The following is a 17,881-nucleotide window of genomic DNA, read 5'->3' on the forward strand; positions in this document are numbered from 1 at the left end:
CGTAAGTTAGGAGAAATGCCAAAATGGCTACAATGAAATTTTTGTGTGATAGCAAGCGTTGTATCGAATGTAACGGCTGTGTCACCGCTTGTAAAAACGAAAACGACTCTGCTCTAGAGTGGGGCATCAATCGTCGTCGCGTAGTTACCATTAACGATGGTGAACGTGGTGAAGCAAGTCTATCGGTTGCGTGTATGCACTGTGCTGATGCACCTTGCATGGCAGTTTGTCCTGCAAACTGCTTCTACAAAACTGAAGACGGCATTGTATTGCACAGCAAAGATACCTGTATCGGTTGTGGTTACTGCCTATATGCTTGCCCATTCGGCGCGCCTCAGTTCCCTAAAAACGGTGCCTTCGGTGCTCGTGGAACTATGGATAAGTGTACTTTCTGTGCCGGAGGCCCAGAAGAAGATCACTCAGAAGCTGAGAAAGCGAAATACGGTGCTAACCGAATCGCTGAAGGCAAGCTACCTATGTGTGCTGAGCTTTGTGCAACCAAAGCGCTTCTTGGCGGTGATGCTGACGTAGTTTCAGCCATCTTCCGTGAGCGTGTTGCCTACCGTGGCTCGGTTAAAGCACAGTTTGGCGCGACCGCTGAGTAAAGCAACCTAAGAGGGAAGGCCCGCCTTCCCTCTCATTAGAGGTTTTGATATGAACAAAATGTTCAACGTACTCGCTATGGTTGCCCTGATGATGTTTAGTGGTTTAGCTCTCGCCAATGGCGATGCTGAGCCAGCACAACAAACAGGCGCTCAACTGTGGCACGATATTAAAGCTGGCGAGCAAGGGGTTACCACCTCAAAGTCGGCATTCGCTGATCAATTGATAAACGTCAATGACCCGCGTTTGATTCCAGCCCGCGAAGATTACCTAGCGCCCGGCATCATGCTGGCCACTTTCGGTATGATTGCAGTATTTATTCTGTTCATCGCGGTGAACGGCATCTCTAAACTGCATGGTGGCTTTAGTGGCAAAATGGTTCATCGTTGGAGCAAGTTTGACGTTGCCATCCACTGGATTGGCGCAATCCCCTGCTTGCTACTCATCATTACTGGACTGCTGATTCTAGCCGGACGCTTCTTTGTGCAGCCATACATTGGTGAAGGCGCTTGGGGAAGCATTATCTATGCATCCAAGCAAATTCACGACATCATGGCGATTCCGTTTATTGTTGGTTGGTTAGTAATGACTGTGCTTTGGGCGAAAAACCAAATGCCAGCTAAATACGACATCGCTTGGTTCATGGTGGTTGGTGGTTACATCAACTTTGGACCTTTCAAAGGTAAGCACCCTGATGCAGGTTTTGCCAACGCCGGTGAAAAACTGTGGTTCTGGACCTTTGCCTTTGTTGGCGCCTTAGTGGTGCTATCTGGCATCGTGTTGTTGTTCCCGAACTGGGTTGAGCCAAGCCGCAGCCTAAGCTTACTGGCTGTTGTTGTTCACGGTGTTGCTGCCATTATCATTGCGGCCTTCTCTATCGTGCACATCTTTATGGCAACGGTAATGTCTGAAGGCGGTATGGAATGTATGGTTTCTGGATACTGTGACGAAAACTGGGCTAAACAGCACCACAACGTTTGGTATGACGAAATCAAAGCAGACGGTACGCTAAAGTACAAAGACTAATTACTGAGCGTTATTAGTTCTCAATGAATACCCTGCCTTTTGGTGGGGTATTTTTTTTGATCGCCTTAACAGAAAAATGATTTGGGAATGCCAAATTAAAATAAAAATACCATACTAGCGAACTCTGGTATTGGTTCAATGGTCTGACAAAGGTTAGTCCACACTGCAAATAGGAACAGATATGTCATCCATCATCACATCGCCAAACAATGGCATTGTCACTCCTTACCAAGCGGACATTACGGTTCCGGCATGGACGATTGGCGCAATGGAACGCGTGATGGGCTTTTATGTTGAGCGTAACTTACGCTTAGACACCAAAGCAGCTGACATGATGCCGGCTCCGCAACCGGGCAAAAAATACATGCTTTATGCGCACGTACCGTTTTGCCACACCTTGTGCAGCTTCTGTACCTTCCATCGCTTCTTGTTTAAAGAAAACAAGGCCCGCGAGTATTTCATTAACTTAAGAAAAGAAATGAACATGGCCAAAGATCTTGGCTATGACTTTGAGTCCATGTACATAGGTGGTGGTACCACTACTGTATTGGAAGACGAACTCGCTCGTACCATTGAACACGCCAAGAACTTATTCCCAAGCATTAAAGAAGTATCTTGCGAATCGGATCCTCAGCACCTTGGCGACGATGCTATTAAGCAACTGAAAGGGCTTGTTGATCGCATGTCCGTTGGCGTACAAAGCTTCGACGATAAAATTCTCACCATGACCGACCGCATTGAAAAATTCGGTACTGGCCAAGAGACGTTCGACAAAATCGCCTCCGCCAAAGAGTTGTTCCCTATTATTAATGTCGACTTGATCTTTGGTTTCCGCGGTCAAACCGACGAAGTGATCGCCAACGATTTGGCCATGGCGGCCAAGCTGGACCCGCGGCAAATCACCACCTACCCGCTGATGATCACTCATCAAACCCGTAAGAGTGTTAAAGGCAAATTGGCGGCCAGTCATCACGACATGGTGGGTCAATACCGCCAAATTCTTAATTCGCTAAACGGTCAATATACTCAGCTTTCCGCATGGGCATTTGGCCAAAGCAATAACGAAGGCTTCGATGAGTACGTTATCGATTATGATGAGTACTTAGGTGTTGGCTCTGGCTCATTCAGCTTCTTAGACGACACCCTCTATGTGAATAGCTTCTCCTTGAAAGAGTATGCGGGCAAGATTGCATCGGGTCGTATGGGTGTGGATCAAAAGAAAACCTACGACAAGAAAGCCGTTATGCAATACCGCTTCTTATTAGGTATGTTTTCTGGACGTCTTTCTCGCAAATACTTCCGAGAAACCTTTGGCGTTAACTTAGACACCGCCTTGTTTAAAGAAATGACCAGCATGAAGCTCATGGGCGCGATTAAAAATGACCCTGCCGACCCAGAGCAGATAATCGTGACCGATAATGGTAAAATGATGGGCTTGTTGATGATGAAAGAATTCTATTCTGGAATGGATAACGTCCGCGCCCAATTGCGCAAAGGCTTAGCCAACCCAGATCATGGCTAAGGAGAGTCTATGGCGTCGTTGTTAGTGGTAGCAAATTTAAACTGCGATAGAGTCATTAAACTGGACTCAGCCCTAACAAATGGCGGTCGCCATCGTTTTCAACAAAGCGCTCGACGCCTCGGAGGTGGTGCGGCCAACACCGGCATAGGGCTGGTTTGGGCGGGACACCAAGTTCAACTGGTTTGCCAACTTGGCAATGATCAAGCATCCGACTGGGCACTGCAACAAGCGGGTGAGTACGGTCTTGAGTTTCACCAGATAACACGCCACTCAGACGCAGGCGGCGAGCTGTTACTGCTGCTGGATCCCAGTGGCGAGCGCACCATCGTCCGCCCAGTTGTCGCCCCTTATAAACTGGGTGATGCCCCCAACTTCGAACACTTCCAAGCCGTTTACTTTAATAGCCAAGCCAGCAATCAAGCGCAATGGGCACAATTGGCCTTGTCGAAAACCACAGTAGTAGGCCAGTACAATGCTCAGCAATCGCAGTTACCTTGCCATTATCTAGTGGCTTCCAAAAGCGACATGAACTTAGCGCCGCAGCACGACCATTGGGCCTTTGCTAAACAGTATGCTGGTGAGTCGTTACAGGCGCTGGTATTAACCGACGGCTGCAAGGGTGCTACCTTGTACACTGAAACCACCCAGCATCACTGCCAAGCCATTGACTGTGAAGTGGTTGATACAACCGGTGCCGGTGATACCTTTGCCGCCGGATTCATCCACTCTCTGATAGCACAACAACCCTTGCCGCAAGCTCTCGAAATTGCCTGTGAGTGGGCACAATGCGCCCTTAAAACCGCCAGTTCTATTCCTGGCGAGGCGTTACAAACCTACCTAACTTCATCACAGTCCTAGCGCTGAAATCACACTAAAGCGTGTTTGCTCGACTGGTATGACCTGCTATAATTTGCGCCATACCAGTCACTTATCCGCTTTGGAGTCAATATGTATCAGCTAACCGTTAAGCACTACCCATTATCGAACGCGCTGCAGCAAATGCCAGAGTTAGATGCTGTTCTCGCGCCCTTAAGCCCCGCGATGGAAAGCTCAATCGCGGTAGCCTTTATCGAAGGCGAACTTGCCGGAGCACAGATCAGCCAACCGATCGATGAGTTTCAGCTCACCATAAAGCCGGCTTGGGTCGATAGCGATTTTGTTGAACTGGGCGTAGAAGAAGCCCTCCTCAACGCCATTAGCGAACGCGCATTTAGCGAGCAAGCGCAATCACTGGCAATTAGCACCAATGATGACCAAAGTGAATTGCTAAGTCTGCTCATTAAACAAGGCTTTTTAGTCACTGATTTAAACGCACGCAATGACGCCTCTAAAGGTAATCAAATTCAATTGAGCAAGGTCATTTAAACTTTTTTCAAAAAAGCCCTTGCAAATGAAAATGAGAATGACTACTATTTACATGCGTTCCAAAACAATCAAGTTTGTTTAGACCGATGTTAGCGGTCGACTTCCTGCAGAAACAACAATTTTGATTGACTTCACATTGCTCACAACGATGTTTCAGCCAGGTCTTATGACCTGGCTTTTTTCTTTTAATTCAGCAAGATAATTTTCACTATTAGCCAGTTCGGAATTTATCTGGAAACTCTCCTACCTCAAATTGAATAATTTTTTAGCGATTATCGCTTTACAGGATTTTTTATTGTGCTAATTTAGTTGTCTCAAAAATGTACAAACGCTTACTGATTTCTCAACTGCCGTAGTTGTACCATGGACGGAAATCCACAATAGAATAAGCGAATTTGACATACTCAAAATTTTTAGTGCGCCACTCGCGGAACCTTTAGCAGCAAGGGTTACCGTCTTTTCTTGCTGGAATAATTTTACCCCTCAAAGATCATCAAGCTTTTTTAATTCACAGACTTATCCACAGCTTTCACTGCAATCCTTTGGCTGAAATTCCTCGCTTTGTGTGGCATGCTATGGCCAGATTAAAAACAGCCAATGGTTATCACTTTATGGTCACGGTACCGAACAACCCGTTAATTCTTGTCGATGGCTCATCGTATCTCTTTCGCGCCTATCATTCGCCACCTCATTTAACCAACTCCAAAGGCGAAGCCACCGGTGCGGTTTATGGCGTTATCAACATGCTTAAAAGCCTGCAGCGCCAATACAAACCAACACGAATGGCGGTGGTGTTTGATGCCAAAGGCAAAACCTTTCGTAACGACATGTACAGCGACTATAAAGCGCATCGCCCCCCCATGCCGGATGACTTACGCAGCCAAATAGAGCCATTGCATCAAGTCATTAAAGCCATGGGGCTGCCGCTAATATGCGTGCCTGGCGTTGAGGCCGACGATGTGATTGGCACCTTGGCCCACCAAGCCAGCAAACAAGGCATTGCCACCTTAATCAGCACCGGCGATAAAGACATGGCACAATTGGTGGACCAACACACCACCTTAATCAACACCATGACCGACACCGTGATGGGGCCGGCCGAGGTAGAGCAAAAGTTCGGAGTAAAACCCGAGCTGATTATTGACTACCTAGCGTTAATGGGCGACAAAGCGGATAACATCCCCGGCCTGCCTGGGGTCGGTGACAAAACCGCAACCGCGCTCATTCAAGGCCTTGGCGGCATCGATGATATTTATCAAAACCTTGAGAACATCGCCAACTTGAGCTTTCGAGGCTCCAAAACCATCGCCAACAAGTTCGTTGAGCACGAAGACATGTTGCGACTGTCGTATCAATTGGCCACCATCAAGTTGGACGTAGAGCTGGACATTGACGCGCAGGCGCTGGATGTCAAACAAGCGGATCGCGACGCGCTTATTAAGCTGTATGGCGAGCTGGAATTTAGACGCTTCCTCAATGAACAACTGGAGGCCGGTGATAGCATAGCAAGCACCGAAGACGACGCAACTGCCGCCATTGAAACCCGCTACACCACCATCTTAAATCAAGCTCAATTAGATGAATGGCTCAGCAAGCTCAACGACGCCGACCTCATTGCTGTGGATACCGAAACCACCAGTCTTGACTACATGCAGGCAAAATTAGTGGGGCTGAGCTTTGCCGTTGAAGCGGGCGAAGCCGCCTATTTACCCATTGCTCATGACTACCCCGGAGCCCCTCAGCAGCTTGAAGCAAGCGCTGTCATCGAACAGTTAAAGCCCATTCTCGAGAGCCCAACCCACTTAAAAGTCGGGCAAAACATTAAGTACGACATGAGCGTATTGGCTCGCCACGGGGTAACGCTGCAAGGGGTTGCCTTTGACACCATGCTGGAGTCCTACGTCTTTAATTCGGTAGCCTCGCGACACAATATGGACGATTTGGCGCTCAAGTACCTAGGCATGAAAACCATCAGCTTTGAAAGCATTGCCGGCAAAGGAGCCAAGCAGCTCACCTTTAACCAAATTGCCTTAGAACAAGCCGGGCCGTATGCCGCTGAAGACGCCGACATTACCCTAAGGTTGCATCAAAAGCTGTGGCCACAAATTGCAAAAGAGGCCTCGTTGCAAGGCATTTTCACTGACTATGAGCTACCTCTGGTTAGCATTTTGTCGAAAATAGAGCGCACCGGTGTGCTCATCGACAGCATGATGCTGGCCAATCAAAGCTCTGAGATTGCCCAGTCCTTAGATTCGCTTGAACAAAAAGCGTATGAAATTGCCGGCGAGAAATTTAACCTCGGCTCACCTAAGCAACTGCAGCACATCTTTTTTGAGAAGCTGGGCTACCCGATTATCAAGAAAACCCCGAAAGGCGCTCCGTCAACCGCGGAAGAGGTCTTGGTTGAGCTGGCACTGGATTATCCCTTGCCCAAAATCATTCTTGAGCATCGCAGCTTATCTAAGCTGAAAAGCACCTACACCGACAAGCTGCCATTGATGGTAAACCCGGAAACCGGGCGCGTGCATACCAGCTACCATCAAGCCGTAGCCGCCACAGGTCGTCTATCAAGTACCGATCCAAACCTGCAAAACATCCCCATTCGCAGCGAACAGGGACGCCGCATTCGACAAGCCTTTATCGCACCACAAGGCTATAAAATCATGGCCGCCGATTACAGCCAAGTCGAACTCAGAATTATGGCGCACCTCTCCCAAGACAAAGGCTTACTAGAAGCGTTCGCCCACGGTAAAGACATTCACAGAGCCACCGCCGCTGAAGTGTTTGGGGTTGACTTTGAACAGGTGAGCAGTGAGCAACGTCGACGAGCTAAAGCGGTTAATTTTGGCTTGATCTACGGCATGTCAGCGTTTGGCTTGGCTCGTCAGCTCGACATTCCTCGCTTTGAAGCCCAACAATACATCGACGTCTATTTTGAGCGCTACCCCGGTGTTCAAGCCTACATGGATAGAACCCGAGCAAAGGCCGCCGAAGATGGCTATGTGGAAACCTTGTTTGGCCGCCGTTTGTACCTGCCAGAAATCAACGCCCGCAACGGCATGCGTCGCCAAGCCGCGGAGCGAGCAGCCATTAATGCGCCCATGCAAGGCACCGCAGCCGACATCATTAAGAAAGCCATGATTTTGGTGGATGAATGGATAACCAGCCTAAACGACGACTCCATTCGAGTGATCATGCAAGTGCACGATGAGTTGGTGTTTGAAGTGAGGGAAGACAAGTTGGCTGAGCATACCGAAAAAGTCACCGCCATCATGGCCTCGGCAGCCAACCTCGATGTACCGCTATTGGCGGAGGCTGACTCGGCGGACAGCTGGGATGGAGCTCACTAACTAACTGAAACTTAGAGCATTAAAAAATAATTTGAGTTTTTTTAAAATTAATTTGAACTAAAGTGAAGCAGCTGCCTCTAACTGTTAACAGTGAACTTCATTAAGTTAAACTGCTCCCTGCATAGTTTCATCATTATTAGTTAACCAGCAATCTTTGATTGCTGGTTTTTTTTGCGAAAAATTTGGGCATCGAAATACGATTCAGCAAGGGTTCAGCTAAGCGCTGCTATTGTTAATCCCAAGAAGACATGAACTGGACCAGTTTTGACTTCCTACTACCCTTATTTTCGCCCAGGCCCCTCGCTTGGGCATTTTTTTATCTGCAACACGCCAACACAACAACACAGCAATACACTACAAGAAGTTATCACCCAGACTGCAGGCTAGAATTCGCGATAGGTGCGAATAAGGTAAGCCCGACTGCTGCTGCCATTCATTAAACGCCTGTTGCATTTGCTGCAGTGCTTTTTGGCTGCCCGGGTTAGCATCCAACAGCTTATGAGCCACAAAATAGCTGGCAATATCTTGCGTCACCAAAAAGCTGTCTTTGCCCAGAGCTCTAAGGGCATAGGGGCCAGTGTTACCGCCCAGCCGGCTGCCGTTTTTCTTCAGCTCTTTCCACAGCCCAATAATGTCATCGCTGGGCCATTGGTTAATCCAGTCAATTGCTTTGCCGTGTTTGGCCTGTATATCGAGAATAAAAATGGCATTGTCGTACACCGCCTGCATTTTCTTTGCGTGACGAATTAACGCCGGGTCAACGCTGCGCTTAGCAATTTGCTCGGGCGACAACATGGCCACTTTAAACGGCTCAAAGCCAAAAAAGGCCTGTTCGAAGTTGTCCCACTTATTCTCCACCACTCGCCAAACGAACCCCGATTGGAAGATTTTTTTGGCGAATTCACTGAGTAAATCGGCGTCGGAGTATTGGCCAAATTCTCGGTTTGATAAAGGGGTTGGCATGAGCGCCAGCAAATTTGTTTCGCCGCCTTTGCGCTCGCAGGCTCGTTCATAAATGCTACTAAATAATTCCATCGCGTTGCTTAATGCCTTTGCTGACTTTGTCCATCAACTGTAACAGCTGTTCATACTCTTGGCTCGATAAATGTGCCAAGCTCTGCTGCTCCCAATCTTGGGCTCGCTGACAAATTCGGGCATACATGGCTAAGCCTTGTTCGGTGGGGCGGTGCATATTAGCTCGGGTATCCTGGGGGTGTTTCTCCCGCACAATCAGTTGCCGCTGTAACAGCCCAGATAAGGCGCGACTCACCTTAGATTTATCCAGCTGCGCAGTTTCCACAAGATCTTGCGCAGTCAACGGATAGCGCTCCGACAAGTTCGCCAACAAACGCCACTGGGCAACGGTTAAACCTTCCGATGCTTTGTATAGCTCAGAAAAATCATCGCTCACCAGTTTCGATAATTGCGCCAGTCGATAAGGTAAAAAGCGGCTCAACTGAAAACTGCGGTTAGACACGGCCAACTCCTTTATTAAATAAGCTTGTTATTTGCACTCAGCGCTTCTAATATAGTTGCAAATGAGAACAATTAAAAGAAAAAGAGGCGAGTCGAATGTCACTGACTTATTTGACCGGATTTAATAACGAACACGAGTCACAAGCGCTGCCTAACGCCCTGCCACAAGGGCAGTTTTCTCCGCAGCAATGCAGCTATGGGCTTTATGCAGAGCAATTCAACAGCACTGCTTTTACAGCGCCTAGAGCGCAAAACCGACGCACTTGGCTCTATCGCATTCGACCATCGGCATTGGTTGGCAAGTTCCAGCCATGGCCGCAGTCGCAATGGCAAACCGCGCCAATTCGCAGCCAAGGAGTCACTCCCGATCCGCTGCGCTGGGACCCATTGCCAGAGCCTACTGCCCCCACTCATTTCATCGAAGGCATGCAAACGGTGGCCGCCAATGGCGATGCCGCCACTCAAGTGGGCGTAGCCACTCATTATTATCACGCCAATCGCTCCATGGAAGACGAGTATTTTTACAACGCCGATGGCGAGCTGCTTATCGTGCCGCAACAAAATGCCTTGCTTGCCCATACCGAAATGGGGCGATTACAGGTGCAGCCGGGCGAAATACTGGTGATTCCCCGAGGCGTAAAGTTTCAAATTAAACTGGTTGATGGCCCTATTCGCGGCTACGTTTGCGAAAACTACGGTGCGCCGCTGCAACTGCCTGAACGAGGGCCGGTTGGCGCCAACGGTTACGCCAATGATCGCGATTTTCTATACCCCAGCGCTTGGTTTGAAGAGCGTGAAGGTGACTTTAAATTACTGTGTAAATTCGCCGGCACACTGTTTCAGGCGGATATCAAGCATTCACCGTTAGATGTTGTCGCCTGGGTCGGACGCAGCGCTCCCTATAAGTACGATTTAAGCCGTTTTAATGCTATGAATACGGTGACCTATGATCATCCCGATCCGTCCATTTTCACCGTACTGACCTCGCCATCCGATTCCGAAGGAACCGCCAACTTAGACTTCGTTATCTTCCCGCCACGCTGGATGGTGGCCGAGCATACCTTCCGCCCGCCTTGGTATCATCGCAACTTAATGAGCGAGTTTATGGGATTAATTGAAGGGGTATACGACGCCAAAGAAAAAGGTTTTGTGCCCGGCGGAATGAGCTTGCACAACTGCATGACCCCACATGGCCCAGAGGCCGACGTATTTGAAAAAGCGTCCAATGCCGAGCTGGCACCGCAACGCTATCAAGATACCATGGCGTTTATGTTTGAAAGCCGTTACCCGTTTATCCCAACCGATAACGCCTTATCCAGCACAGCACTGCAAAGCGATTACGCCCATTGCTGGCACAATTTACCCAAACTTTTTAATTCAACACAGCGCTAAGCGACAAGGAATCCTCATGATCACGTTGAATAGTACCCACGATGCCAACCTAACCAGCTGGGTAACCAGCGCGAATGGCCACAGCGACTTTCCCATTCAAAACTTGCCATTTGCCAGCTTTAGAATCCACAGCAATGAAGCTTTTCGAGGCGGTGTAGCCATTGGCGATTCCATTGTCGACCTGGCCGCTCTCGCCAGCACCTCGCTATTGTCTGGGTTGGCCCAACAAGCAGCCGAAGCCGCGGCTAAGCCTCAACTAAACGAATTTATGCAAATGGGCCAACCAGCGTGGTCAGCCTTGCGCGCGGCGCTGTCGCAACTGCTTAGCAGCGACAACAGCGAGCGCCTGCCAGCACACTGCCTGCAGCTGCAATCTCAAGCACACTACCAGATGCCTTGCCACGTGGGCGACTATACCGATTTTTACACCTCAATCCACCACGCCACAGCAGTGGGCAGTTTGTTTCGCCCCGATAACCCATTGCTGCCCAACTATAAATGGGTGCCCATTGGCTACCATGGCCGCGCATCGTCTTTAGACGTCAGCGGTCAGGCGTTTCATCGCCCAAGCGGACAAACCAAAGCGCCGGATGCAAGCACGCCGAGTTTTGGCCCCTGTAAACGCTTAGACTACGAACTGGAAATGGGCATTTTTATTGGCCAAGGCAATGAGTTTGGCCACCCCATCGACATCGATGACAGCCACCAACATGTATTCGGCATGTGCCTATTTAACGATTGGTCAGCCCGAGACATTCAGGCGTGGGAATATCAGCCGCTGGGGCCATTTTTGTCAAAAAGCTTTGCCTCTACCATTTCACCTTGGATAGTCACCATGGAAGCGTTGGCGCCTTATCGCAGTCAATATTTGCGCCCCGAGTCAGACCCAACGCCATTGCCATACCTGTGCTCTGATAACAACGACGAATTTGGCTCAATGGACATCGAGCTGGAGTGTTTTATTCAAACCGAGACCATGCGCGCCGCCGGTGAAGCGCCGCAACGACTGTCTCGCTCAAACTTCCGCCACAGCTATTGGACCATAGCTCAAATGGTAGCTCACCACAGTGTTAACGGCTGTAACCTGCGCGCCGGTGACTTACTGGGTTCCGGCACTCAGTCGGGCCCTGAAGCCGAAGAAGCGGGGTCACTGCTGGAGCTGAGCAAAGGGGGCAAACAAGCCATCACCCTAGCCAACGGCGAACAGCGCAGCTTCCTTGCTGACGGTGACACCATAACCTTCCGTGGACATTGCGAACGACAAGGCTTTGTTCGCATTGGCTTTGGTCAGGTAGAAAGCACGGTATTACCGGCCAAAAGTTAACGGCGATAGCGGTCATTAAAGCCAAGGATTAGGCGCATCTCGCATTATTCGATATTTGATGAGCGGGAACTTGGAAAAGCATCTCGTGGCGATTAAAATGAGGCGCAAAAGAAAAAGGGAGTAATGCATGTCCGCCTTGTTGCGGCTGATGATCGCCAGCGTGTCGTTCAGCTTATACGTCATAAATACCTTATTTTGGGTGATTCCAATTTTAGTACTCGGCATCGTTAAACTGGTGCCGCTCGCCATGCTACAAAAGCGGTGTGGTGCGATTGCTGATGCCTGTGCATCTGCTTGGGTTAAGCTCAACAGCGTCAATCAACGGGTTACTCACGGTTATCAGTTGGACATTCGTGGCGATGTGCACTTAAACAATAATCAATGGTATATGGTTATCGCTAACCATCAGTCTTGGGTCGACATTTTAGTTCTGCAACGAGCCTTATCGGGCAAAGTACCCTTTCTAAAATTTTTCTTAAAAAAAGAACTGCTTTATGTGCCTGTGCTGGGGTTAGCATGGTGGGCGCTGGACTTTCCGTTTATGCGACGATACAGCGCCGCTCAATTGCGACGCAAACCACAGCTAAAAGGCAAAGACATCAAAACAACCCAAAAAGCCTGTCGCAAATTTAAACACCTGCCAGTCAGTGTCATGAATTTTGTGGAAGGCACTCGCTTTACCGAGCACAAACACAGCCAACAAGGTGGCGAATTTACCCACTTGCTGCGCCCAAAAGCCGGCGGATTAGCCTTTGCGATTTCGTCGATAGGGGAACAAATGGATAAACTGCTGGACGTTACCATTTATTACCCACAAGGCCGACCGAGCTTTTGGCAGTTTATCAGTGGTCAGGTCGATCAGGTGATCATTGATATTCAGCAACGCCCAATTGACGCCAAATTACGGGGTGATTACGCCAACGACCGTCAATATAAGCAATTTTTTCAACAATGGATAAACCAAGTTTGGCGTGAGAAAGACGCCCACTTAACCCAGCTGGCTCAGTCGGCGCAAGAGGCCCATAAATGCTAAATTTTTTGCCTGCACCCTTACTGTACTTAATTAACTTAACCTTGGTGTGTCTGAATACCGTGGTTTTCTCAACACTCATTTTTATCTGCGGTGTTGTTAAGTTACTGCTACCTTTGCAGCGGGTTGAAAATTGGTTCGCTTTCGTTGCCACCGAGTTCATGCGCGGTTGGGCCATAACCAATGGCCTCATTCTTAAGCTAACCTGTAAACTTAAGTGGAGCATTAGCGGCGATACCCAGCTTAGCCGACAGTCTTGGTACTTAGTGATTTCGAATCATGTGAGCGGGTTTGATATTGCCGCATTGTGCTACGTATTTCGCCATCGCATTCCCATGCTTAAGTTTTTCTTAAAGCGGGAGCTGCTATATGTGCCGTTTTTGGGATTGGGTTGCTGGGCGCTTAACATGCCCTTTATGCGACGCTTCACTCCAGCCCAGCTTAAAAAGAACCCAAAGCTCAAAAACAAAGACATGGAAGCTACCCGTAAAGCCTGCGAGAAATTTCGCCATTTGCCCACCAGCATCATGAACTTTGTGGAAGGTTCGCGCTTTGATGCTAACAAACACGCTCGCCAGAAATCGCCATATCAATATCTACTCAAGCCTAAAGCGGGCGGCATTGCCTACGCGCTGTCGACCCTAGGCACTCAGTTTGACAAAATGTTAGACGTCACCCTGGTTTATCCTGACGCCCCTAACGAAGCGCTAAAAGCCGTGCTTAAAGGCGATGTAAAAGAAATTCGAATTCACATTCGCAGCATCGATATGCCTAAAATTGACGGTGAACGTTATATGGTGGATGGCAGCTATCGCGCCGAATTTCAGCGCTGGCTAAATGACATTTGGGCTGAAAAAGATGCGATCATCGCTGAGCAATTGGCGGCTACCAGCAATACTCAAACCATCTATCCGCAGCCTAAGTAGGGCTAGGTGTGGTACCCAACAAGTCAAAACATGGTTTCAGGCTGGCTAAGGTGAAGTGACCCCATAAAGTTGGACACTTCAAAGTGCGGGCTTTAACAATTAACCATTTGGATCTGAGTAAGGATAATTCACAAAGATTCTTGAGCTATCTAATGTAAGCCTAACTCCATTAACCACTTGCAAGCTTCCTTCAAACCTTAATGGGTATAACTCGGTTGTATCACTTTCATTGAATAAAGCCTCATGCATAAGACTTCGAGCGAAGTCATACATAGCAAGGCGTGATGAAAACTCTAAATAAATATCACCATTATCCTTGTCTACCTTTGCAGACAAATTATGGGCCTCATTTTCAAAATTTTCATCGGATGGAATATCCTCTCCATCAACTGTCAGCTTTACAACAGGACTAAGTTTTTTACTACTTAACGACACCATCTTTTCCCCACCGAACAAAACCTCCTTTACCATCAGGAACAATATGCAGGTTTTCTAATGTTTTACCTTTAGCACTCTGGATCTGGACATTGTAGTGTTCAATTTTACCTTTTCCTTGGAAAGAGCCTCCAAGATTATGGGCTTAATCACCAAGGGCAGCCCACCCCACAGGCGAGATGACGGTTAAAAACTCGGCCGACCAGTGCAGTCCTTTCTCAGCGCCATCGCGCTCCGCGTTTTGGAACGTTTCTACGCTCATCCCTAGGGGACGATTTAAGTAGCTATGCGCCGCAAGACCACTTGGGTCCACATACGCATTAGGGTTGCCCCCAGCATACAGGCAGGTATTAGGGCCGTCCACCAGTCCCAGCGGGTCGCTTTGTAAAAAGCGCCCCGTTAGCGCATCGTATTCTCGAGGGCCGTTATTCCAAGTTTGGGTTTCATCGTCGTAGTATTGACCCGGATAGCCGATGGCTAAGCCATTGATGTGGTCTATGGTTACCAGCCTGTCAAAGGCGCTGTTGGCTGCCTGCCAAGCTACGTAGCCGTATTCATCGGTGGCCACGCCATTGGGACAACAATCGACCTTGGGTGTCGTAATAATAGCGATGATGCACGCTTTGGGAGCGACAGCTTACTAAAGCTGCTGTATGCCGGTATACTCAAAGCTCAAGAGCGCTGGACTCACCCTATACAAAACTGGAATCTCACGCTATCGCAGATTGCCATCCATTTTCCAAGGCGCTTAGATGACTACCTTGAGCTTTGAGCTCTGTAGGCTGACCCAGAATTATGAACGCCCTCACTTCCATTGGGCAAGAACAGCGTTAAGCTCAAGGAAGTTCATATCATTTGAAACTGATTTTTCTACATCTTTGATGGTAAAAACTCCATTAGATGATTCACAGAAATCATCTAATAGATCCGCATAGTTCTGCCAGCTCCGAGGATCATCAAAGAAGCGCATTAAAACACCATTGCAATTACTAATGTACTCTGCTGACTCGCTAACTGAAGAAATATCAATACCATGCTGCTTAGCAACTGCATTTGAAATAAAGGTCAACCAATAAAACCCTGGCAAATACTTATAAAGATCGCGACCAACCCAGGTTTCAATTTTGTTAACTCCCTGGATTATAAAATGGCTATTTCTATGCGTATATTCTGTATGTTCAGCCGCAAAACCAAAGTCAATACCTAGCTGAGCGAAGCCTTCCAAGTAGTCAGTAAGTAAGATAAAAAGAGAGTCGTCTGCTAACTCTATAAATACTGATGATTTACCAATCTGTGGAAAGGAAAGATCAAATAACGCTTTTTCTGAGTGAAGAAAAAAACCTACGGCATTCTTTCCCATAAACAGATCGAATTTTTTTTCATTAGTAACTACGTTCCCTTTAGGTTTCTTTTCTTCATCTGCACTATATATAACAGGCTTTATTGGCTCAGGAAGATGCAGTAGCTCGGCTACTACATCATCTCTTTTAGAGCTATCAAAAAATATTCCCGCAATAATCATTGTGACTCCATTCATCATTTGATGTTTAGAACGGATAATTGGTTGTTTTTTAAATCAACTCATTGATTTAGATCAAAACTATCGTGGGTAAACTTTACGACTGTTTTGCAAAGCCCTTTAACTCTACTTCTTCAACTTTCACTAATATTAATGATTATCGCTGCAGGCAAGGTTAAGAAAAGTCAGGAGCAACATTTTGTCAACATCACACTAACAACATGAAACAAGATTAAATGTATTTACCTAACCGAACCTTTACAGCGATTGTTGACAAAATAACCAGCAAACCCTACTATTTGTGACCAAAATCACAACATAAACCCTATTTTACGCCTTATGTCGCAAATTATTGTCAACAATTCGCCGATAACGCTTGCCGATAAAGCCACCGCATCGCTGCAACAAGCCATCATCACCGGTGAGCTCGAGGCGGGCAGTAAAATCAATGAGCAAGCACTTGCGGCTAAGTACGGCATTTCCCGAGGACCGCTTCGTGAAGCGCTGCAATCGCTGCAACGTCAACGCTTGGTGGTGCGATTGCCGCACGTAGGTGCTCGGGTGGCGCGCATGAGCTTAGAAGAGCTGCATGAGCTGTATGAACTGCGAGCCGTACTGGAGGGCATGGCTTGCCAGTTGGCCGCAGAAAATGTGACGCCCGAGCTCACTCAGCAACTGCAACAGCTTATTCAGCAGCAACGCGAGCAGTTAACCAAGGGCGCCGATTTTCACGTGGGTGCCGACGTTGATTTCCACTATTGCATCATTAAAGCCAGCAACAACCGCTACTTGCAAGACAGTTTAACCGGCGGCCTTTATCATCTGGTGCGCATGTATCGCTTTCAATGCACCGGCGAACAACGCCCCACCAAAGCCATCGAAGAACATGCCGCCATTGCCAACGCCATTATCAGTGGCGATGGTGAGCTTGCCAGCTTGTTGATGCGCCGCCACATTCACACCGGATTAACCAATACCGCTTCAAAACTAAAAAATAAAATCGAACAGGAACTCAGTCATGACTAAATTAAGCCCTGGCGTGCGTTTTCGCCAAGCCGTAAAAAACAACGACCCGCTGCAAATTGTGGGCACAGTTAATGCCTATTTCGCGCTAATGGCCGAGCAAAGCGGCTTCGAAGCTTTGTATCTATCTGGCGCTGGCGTTGCCAATGCCTCGTTTGGATTGCCGGACCTTGGCATGACCTCAATGAACGACGTGGTCACCGATGCCAGTCGCATCACCGCAGCCTCAGAGCTGCCGTTGTTGGTTGATATCGACACCGGTTGGGGCGGCGCTTTTAACATTGCCCGCACCATCAAAGAGTTTGAGCGCGCTGGCGTAGCGGCGGTGCACATGGAAGATCAGGTTTCTCAAAAGCGTTGTGGTCATCGCCCTAATAAAGAAGTGGTGAGCACCGAAGAAATGGTGGATCGCATTAAAGCCGCAGTTGATGCGCGCAGCGACAATGATTTTGTCATCATGGCCCGCACTGACGCAGTGGCCGGCGAAGGCATTCAAGCCGGTATTGATCGCGCCAACGCTTACCTAGAAGCCGGCGCCGACATGATTTTTGCAGAAGCCTTAACCGAGCTTGACCATTACCGTCAATTTCGCTCCCAAGTTAACGCCCCCATTTTGGCGAACATGACCGAATTCGGTAAAACCGAACTGTTCAGCGTGTCAGAACTAGCAGAAGCCGGAGCCGACATGGTGCTTTACCCACTCAGCACTTTCCGCGCCGCTAATGCCGCCGCTTTGAACGTAATGCGCGCCCTAAAACAAGATGGCCATCAGCGCGCCGTCGTCGAACACATGCAAACCAGAGCCGAGCTGTACGACTTTTTGGGATACCACGCCTACGAAGACAAGCTCGACACCCTTTTCAAGCAATCAAAAACCAGCTGTAAATAGG

17 protein-coding genes and 1 pseudogene are annotated in these 17,881 nt (G+C 48.4%); 13 read left to right on the top strand and 5 right to left on the bottom strand.

Translation table 11 applies throughout. The annotated features are described in order from the left end of the window. Positions 1 to 23 precede the first annotated feature (23 nt). From fdh3B to polA, 6 genes are all read left to right on the top strand, one after another. A complete protein-coding gene (gene fdh3B, locus CLC91_RS06045) occupies positions 24 to 605 on the top strand; it encodes a formate dehydrogenase FDH3 subunit beta (RefSeq protein ID WP_095497702.1) in 582 nt (193 codons plus the stop codon). A gap of 49 nt (positions 606 to 654) precedes the next feature. Continuing rightward, complete coding sequence (locus tag CLC91_RS06050; protein ID WP_095500154.1) at positions 655 to 1,629, top strand: formate dehydrogenase subunit gamma; 975 nt, start codon at positions 655 to 657, stop codon at positions 1,627 to 1,629. 181 nt (positions 1,630 to 1,810) lie between these two features. After that, positions 1,811 to 3,151 carry a coproporphyrinogen III oxidase family protein gene (locus CLC91_RS06055; RefSeq protein ID WP_095497700.1) on the top strand — a complete coding sequence of 447 codons (1,341 nt, stop codon included), beginning with the start codon at positions 1,811 to 1,813 and terminating at the stop codon, positions 3,149 to 3,151. Positions 3,152 to 3,160: 9 nt separating this feature from the next. After that, on the top strand, positions 3,161 to 4,009 hold the full coding sequence (locus CLC91_RS06060; protein ID WP_095500155.1) for a PfkB family carbohydrate kinase: 849 nt from the start codon (positions 3,161 to 3,163) through the stop codon (positions 4,007 to 4,009). 90 nt (positions 4,010 to 4,099) lie between these two features. Next, on the top strand, positions 4,100 to 4,516 hold the full coding sequence (locus CLC91_RS06065) for a hypothetical protein (RefSeq protein ID WP_095497698.1): 417 nt from the start codon (positions 4,100 to 4,102) through the stop codon (positions 4,514 to 4,516). A gap of 611 nt (positions 4,517 to 5,127) precedes the next feature. Beyond that, complete coding sequence (polA, locus tag CLC91_RS06070) at positions 5,128 to 7,866, top strand: DNA polymerase I (RefSeq protein WP_095500174.1); 2,739 nt, start codon at positions 5,128 to 5,130, stop codon at positions 7,864 to 7,866. 354 nt (positions 7,867 to 8,220) lie between these two features. Here the strand turns inward: polA and CLC91_RS06075 are convergent, their stop codons facing one another. Further along, a complete protein-coding gene (locus tag CLC91_RS06075; RefSeq protein WP_095497697.1) occupies positions 8,221 to 8,901 on the bottom strand; it encodes a DNA-3-methyladenine glycosylase I in 681 nt (226 codons plus the stop codon). Beyond that, positions 8,888 to 9,343, bottom strand: a complete 456-nt coding sequence (locus CLC91_RS06080; protein WP_158220704.1) for a MarR family winged helix-turn-helix transcriptional regulator — start codon at positions 9,341 to 9,343, stop codon at positions 8,888 to 8,890. Before CLC91_RS06080 ends, CLC91_RS06075 begins: the two co-directional genes overlap by 14 nt. A 95-nt stretch (positions 9,344 to 9,438) precedes the next feature. On the opposite strand from CLC91_RS06080, the gene hmgA reads away from it, so the two are divergent. The 4 genes from hmgA to CLC91_RS06100 all read left to right on the top strand — a co-directional run bounded on the left by hmgA (position 9,439) and on the right by CLC91_RS06100 (position 14,014). Continuing rightward, a complete protein-coding gene (gene hmgA, locus CLC91_RS06085) occupies positions 9,439 to 10,734 on the top strand; it encodes a homogentisate 1,2-dioxygenase (protein ID WP_095497695.1) in 1,296 nt (431 codons plus the stop codon). Between the two features lie 16 nt (positions 10,735 to 10,750). Further along, complete coding sequence (gene fahA, locus CLC91_RS06090; protein ID WP_095497694.1) at positions 10,751 to 12,058, top strand: fumarylacetoacetase; 1,308 nt, start codon at positions 10,751 to 10,753, stop codon at positions 12,056 to 12,058. Positions 12,059 to 12,185: 127 nt separating this feature from the next. Then, positions 12,186 to 13,091 carry an acyltransferase gene (locus CLC91_RS06095; protein ID WP_095497693.1) on the top strand — a complete coding sequence of 302 codons (906 nt, stop codon included), beginning with the start codon at positions 12,186 to 12,188 and terminating at the stop codon, positions 13,089 to 13,091. Beyond that, positions 13,085 to 14,014: an acyltransferase gene (locus CLC91_RS06100; protein ID WP_095497692.1), complete on the top strand. Its 930-nt coding sequence runs from the start codon at positions 13,085 to 13,087 to the stop codon at positions 14,012 to 14,014. Before CLC91_RS06095 ends, CLC91_RS06100 begins: the two co-directional genes overlap by 7 nt. Before the next feature lie 99 nt (positions 14,015 to 14,113). Here CLC91_RS06100 and CLC91_RS06105 read toward each other — a convergent pair whose 3' ends face one another. Both CLC91_RS06105 and CLC91_RS06110 read right to left on the bottom strand, forming a co-directional pair. Next, positions 14,114 to 14,452 (bottom strand): hypothetical protein, encoded by a 339-nt coding sequence (locus CLC91_RS06105; protein WP_125828476.1) that lies wholly within the window; start codon positions 14,450 to 14,452, stop codon positions 14,114 to 14,116. Positions 14,453 to 14,594: 142 nt separating this feature from the next. Continuing rightward, on the bottom strand, positions 14,595 to 15,017 hold the full coding sequence (locus tag CLC91_RS06110) for an RHS repeat-associated core domain-containing protein (RefSeq protein WP_158220705.1): 423 nt from the start codon (positions 15,015 to 15,017) through the stop codon (positions 14,595 to 14,597). A gap of 63 nt (positions 15,018 to 15,080) precedes the next feature. On the opposite strand from CLC91_RS06110, the pseudogene CLC91_RS06115 reads away from it, so the two are divergent. Then, positions 15,081 to 15,221: pseudogene (locus CLC91_RS06115) on the top strand (IS256 family transposase); the annotation flags it as partial. A 33-nt stretch (positions 15,222 to 15,254) separates the two neighbouring features. Here CLC91_RS06115 and CLC91_RS06120 read toward each other — a convergent pair. Continuing rightward, positions 15,255 to 15,971: a hypothetical protein gene (locus CLC91_RS06120; protein WP_095497689.1), complete on the bottom strand. Its 717-nt coding sequence runs from the start codon at positions 15,969 to 15,971 to the stop codon at positions 15,255 to 15,257. 336 nt (positions 15,972 to 16,307) lie between these two features. Between CLC91_RS06120 and CLC91_RS06125 the strand changes: the two genes are divergently transcribed. Both CLC91_RS06125 and prpB read left to right on the top strand, forming a co-directional pair. Then, on the top strand, positions 16,308 to 16,994 hold the full coding sequence (locus tag CLC91_RS06125) for a GntR family transcriptional regulator (protein WP_095497688.1): 687 nt from the start codon (positions 16,308 to 16,310) through the stop codon (positions 16,992 to 16,994). Further along, positions 16,987 to 17,880, top strand: a complete 894-nt coding sequence (prpB, locus tag CLC91_RS06130) for a methylisocitrate lyase (protein WP_095497687.1) — start codon at positions 16,987 to 16,989, stop codon at positions 17,878 to 17,880. The genes CLC91_RS06125 and prpB overlap by 8 nt, the downstream gene beginning before the upstream one ends. Position 17,881: the final 1 nt, after the last annotated feature.

This window comes from Paraferrimonas haliotis (assembly GCF_002282895.1).
Taxonomy (GTDB): Bacteria; Pseudomonadota; Gammaproteobacteria; order Enterobacterales; family Shewanellaceae; genus Paraferrimonas; species Paraferrimonas haliotis.

Excerpts from the sequence above, each read along its gene's own strand:
- fdh3B (WP_095497702.1), top strand. The coding sequence starts at position 24 with ATGGCTACAATGAAATTTTTGTGTGATAGCAAGCGTTGTATCGAATGT.
- CLC91_RS06050 (WP_095500154.1), top strand. The coding sequence starts at position 655 with ATGAACAAAATGTTCAACGTACTCGCTATGGTTGCCCTGATGATGTTT.
- CLC91_RS06055 (WP_095497700.1), top strand. The coding sequence starts at position 1,811 with ATGTCATCCATCATCACATCGCCAAACAATGGCATTGTCACTCCTTAC.
- CLC91_RS06060 (WP_095500155.1), top strand. The coding sequence starts at position 3,161 with ATGGCGTCGTTGTTAGTGGTAGCAAATTTAAACTGCGATAGAGTCATT.
- CLC91_RS06065 (WP_095497698.1), top strand. The coding sequence starts at position 4,100 with ATGTATCAGCTAACCGTTAAGCACTACCCATTATCGAACGCGCTGCAG.
- polA (WP_095500174.1), top strand. The coding sequence starts at position 5,128 with ATGGTCACGGTACCGAACAACCCGTTAATTCTTGTCGATGGCTCATCG.
- CLC91_RS06075 (WP_095497697.1), bottom strand. The coding sequence starts at position 8,901 with ATGGAATTATTTAGTAGCATTTATGAACGAGCCTGCGAGCGCAAAGGC.
- hmgA (WP_095497695.1), top strand. The coding sequence starts at position 9,439 with ATGTCACTGACTTATTTGACCGGATTTAATAACGAACACGAGTCACAA.
- fahA (WP_095497694.1), top strand. The coding sequence starts at position 10,751 with ATGATCACGTTGAATAGTACCCACGATGCCAACCTAACCAGCTGGGTA.
- CLC91_RS06095 (WP_095497693.1), top strand. The coding sequence starts at position 12,186 with ATGTCCGCCTTGTTGCGGCTGATGATCGCCAGCGTGTCGTTCAGCTTA.
- CLC91_RS06100 (WP_095497692.1), top strand. The coding sequence starts at position 13,085 with ATGCTAAATTTTTTGCCTGCACCCTTACTGTACTTAATTAACTTAACC.
- CLC91_RS06105 (WP_125828476.1), bottom strand. The coding sequence starts at position 14,452 with ATGGTGTCGTTAAGTAGTAAAAAACTTAGTCCTGTTGTAAAGCTGACA.
- CLC91_RS06120 (WP_095497689.1), bottom strand. The coding sequence starts at position 15,971 with ATGATTATTGCGGGAATATTTTTTGATAGCTCTAAAAGAGATGATGTA.
- CLC91_RS06125 (WP_095497688.1), top strand. The coding sequence starts at position 16,308 with ATGTCGCAAATTATTGTCAACAATTCGCCGATAACGCTTGCCGATAAA.
- prpB (WP_095497687.1), top strand. The coding sequence starts at position 16,987 with ATGACTAAATTAAGCCCTGGCGTGCGTTTTCGCCAAGCCGTAAAAAAC.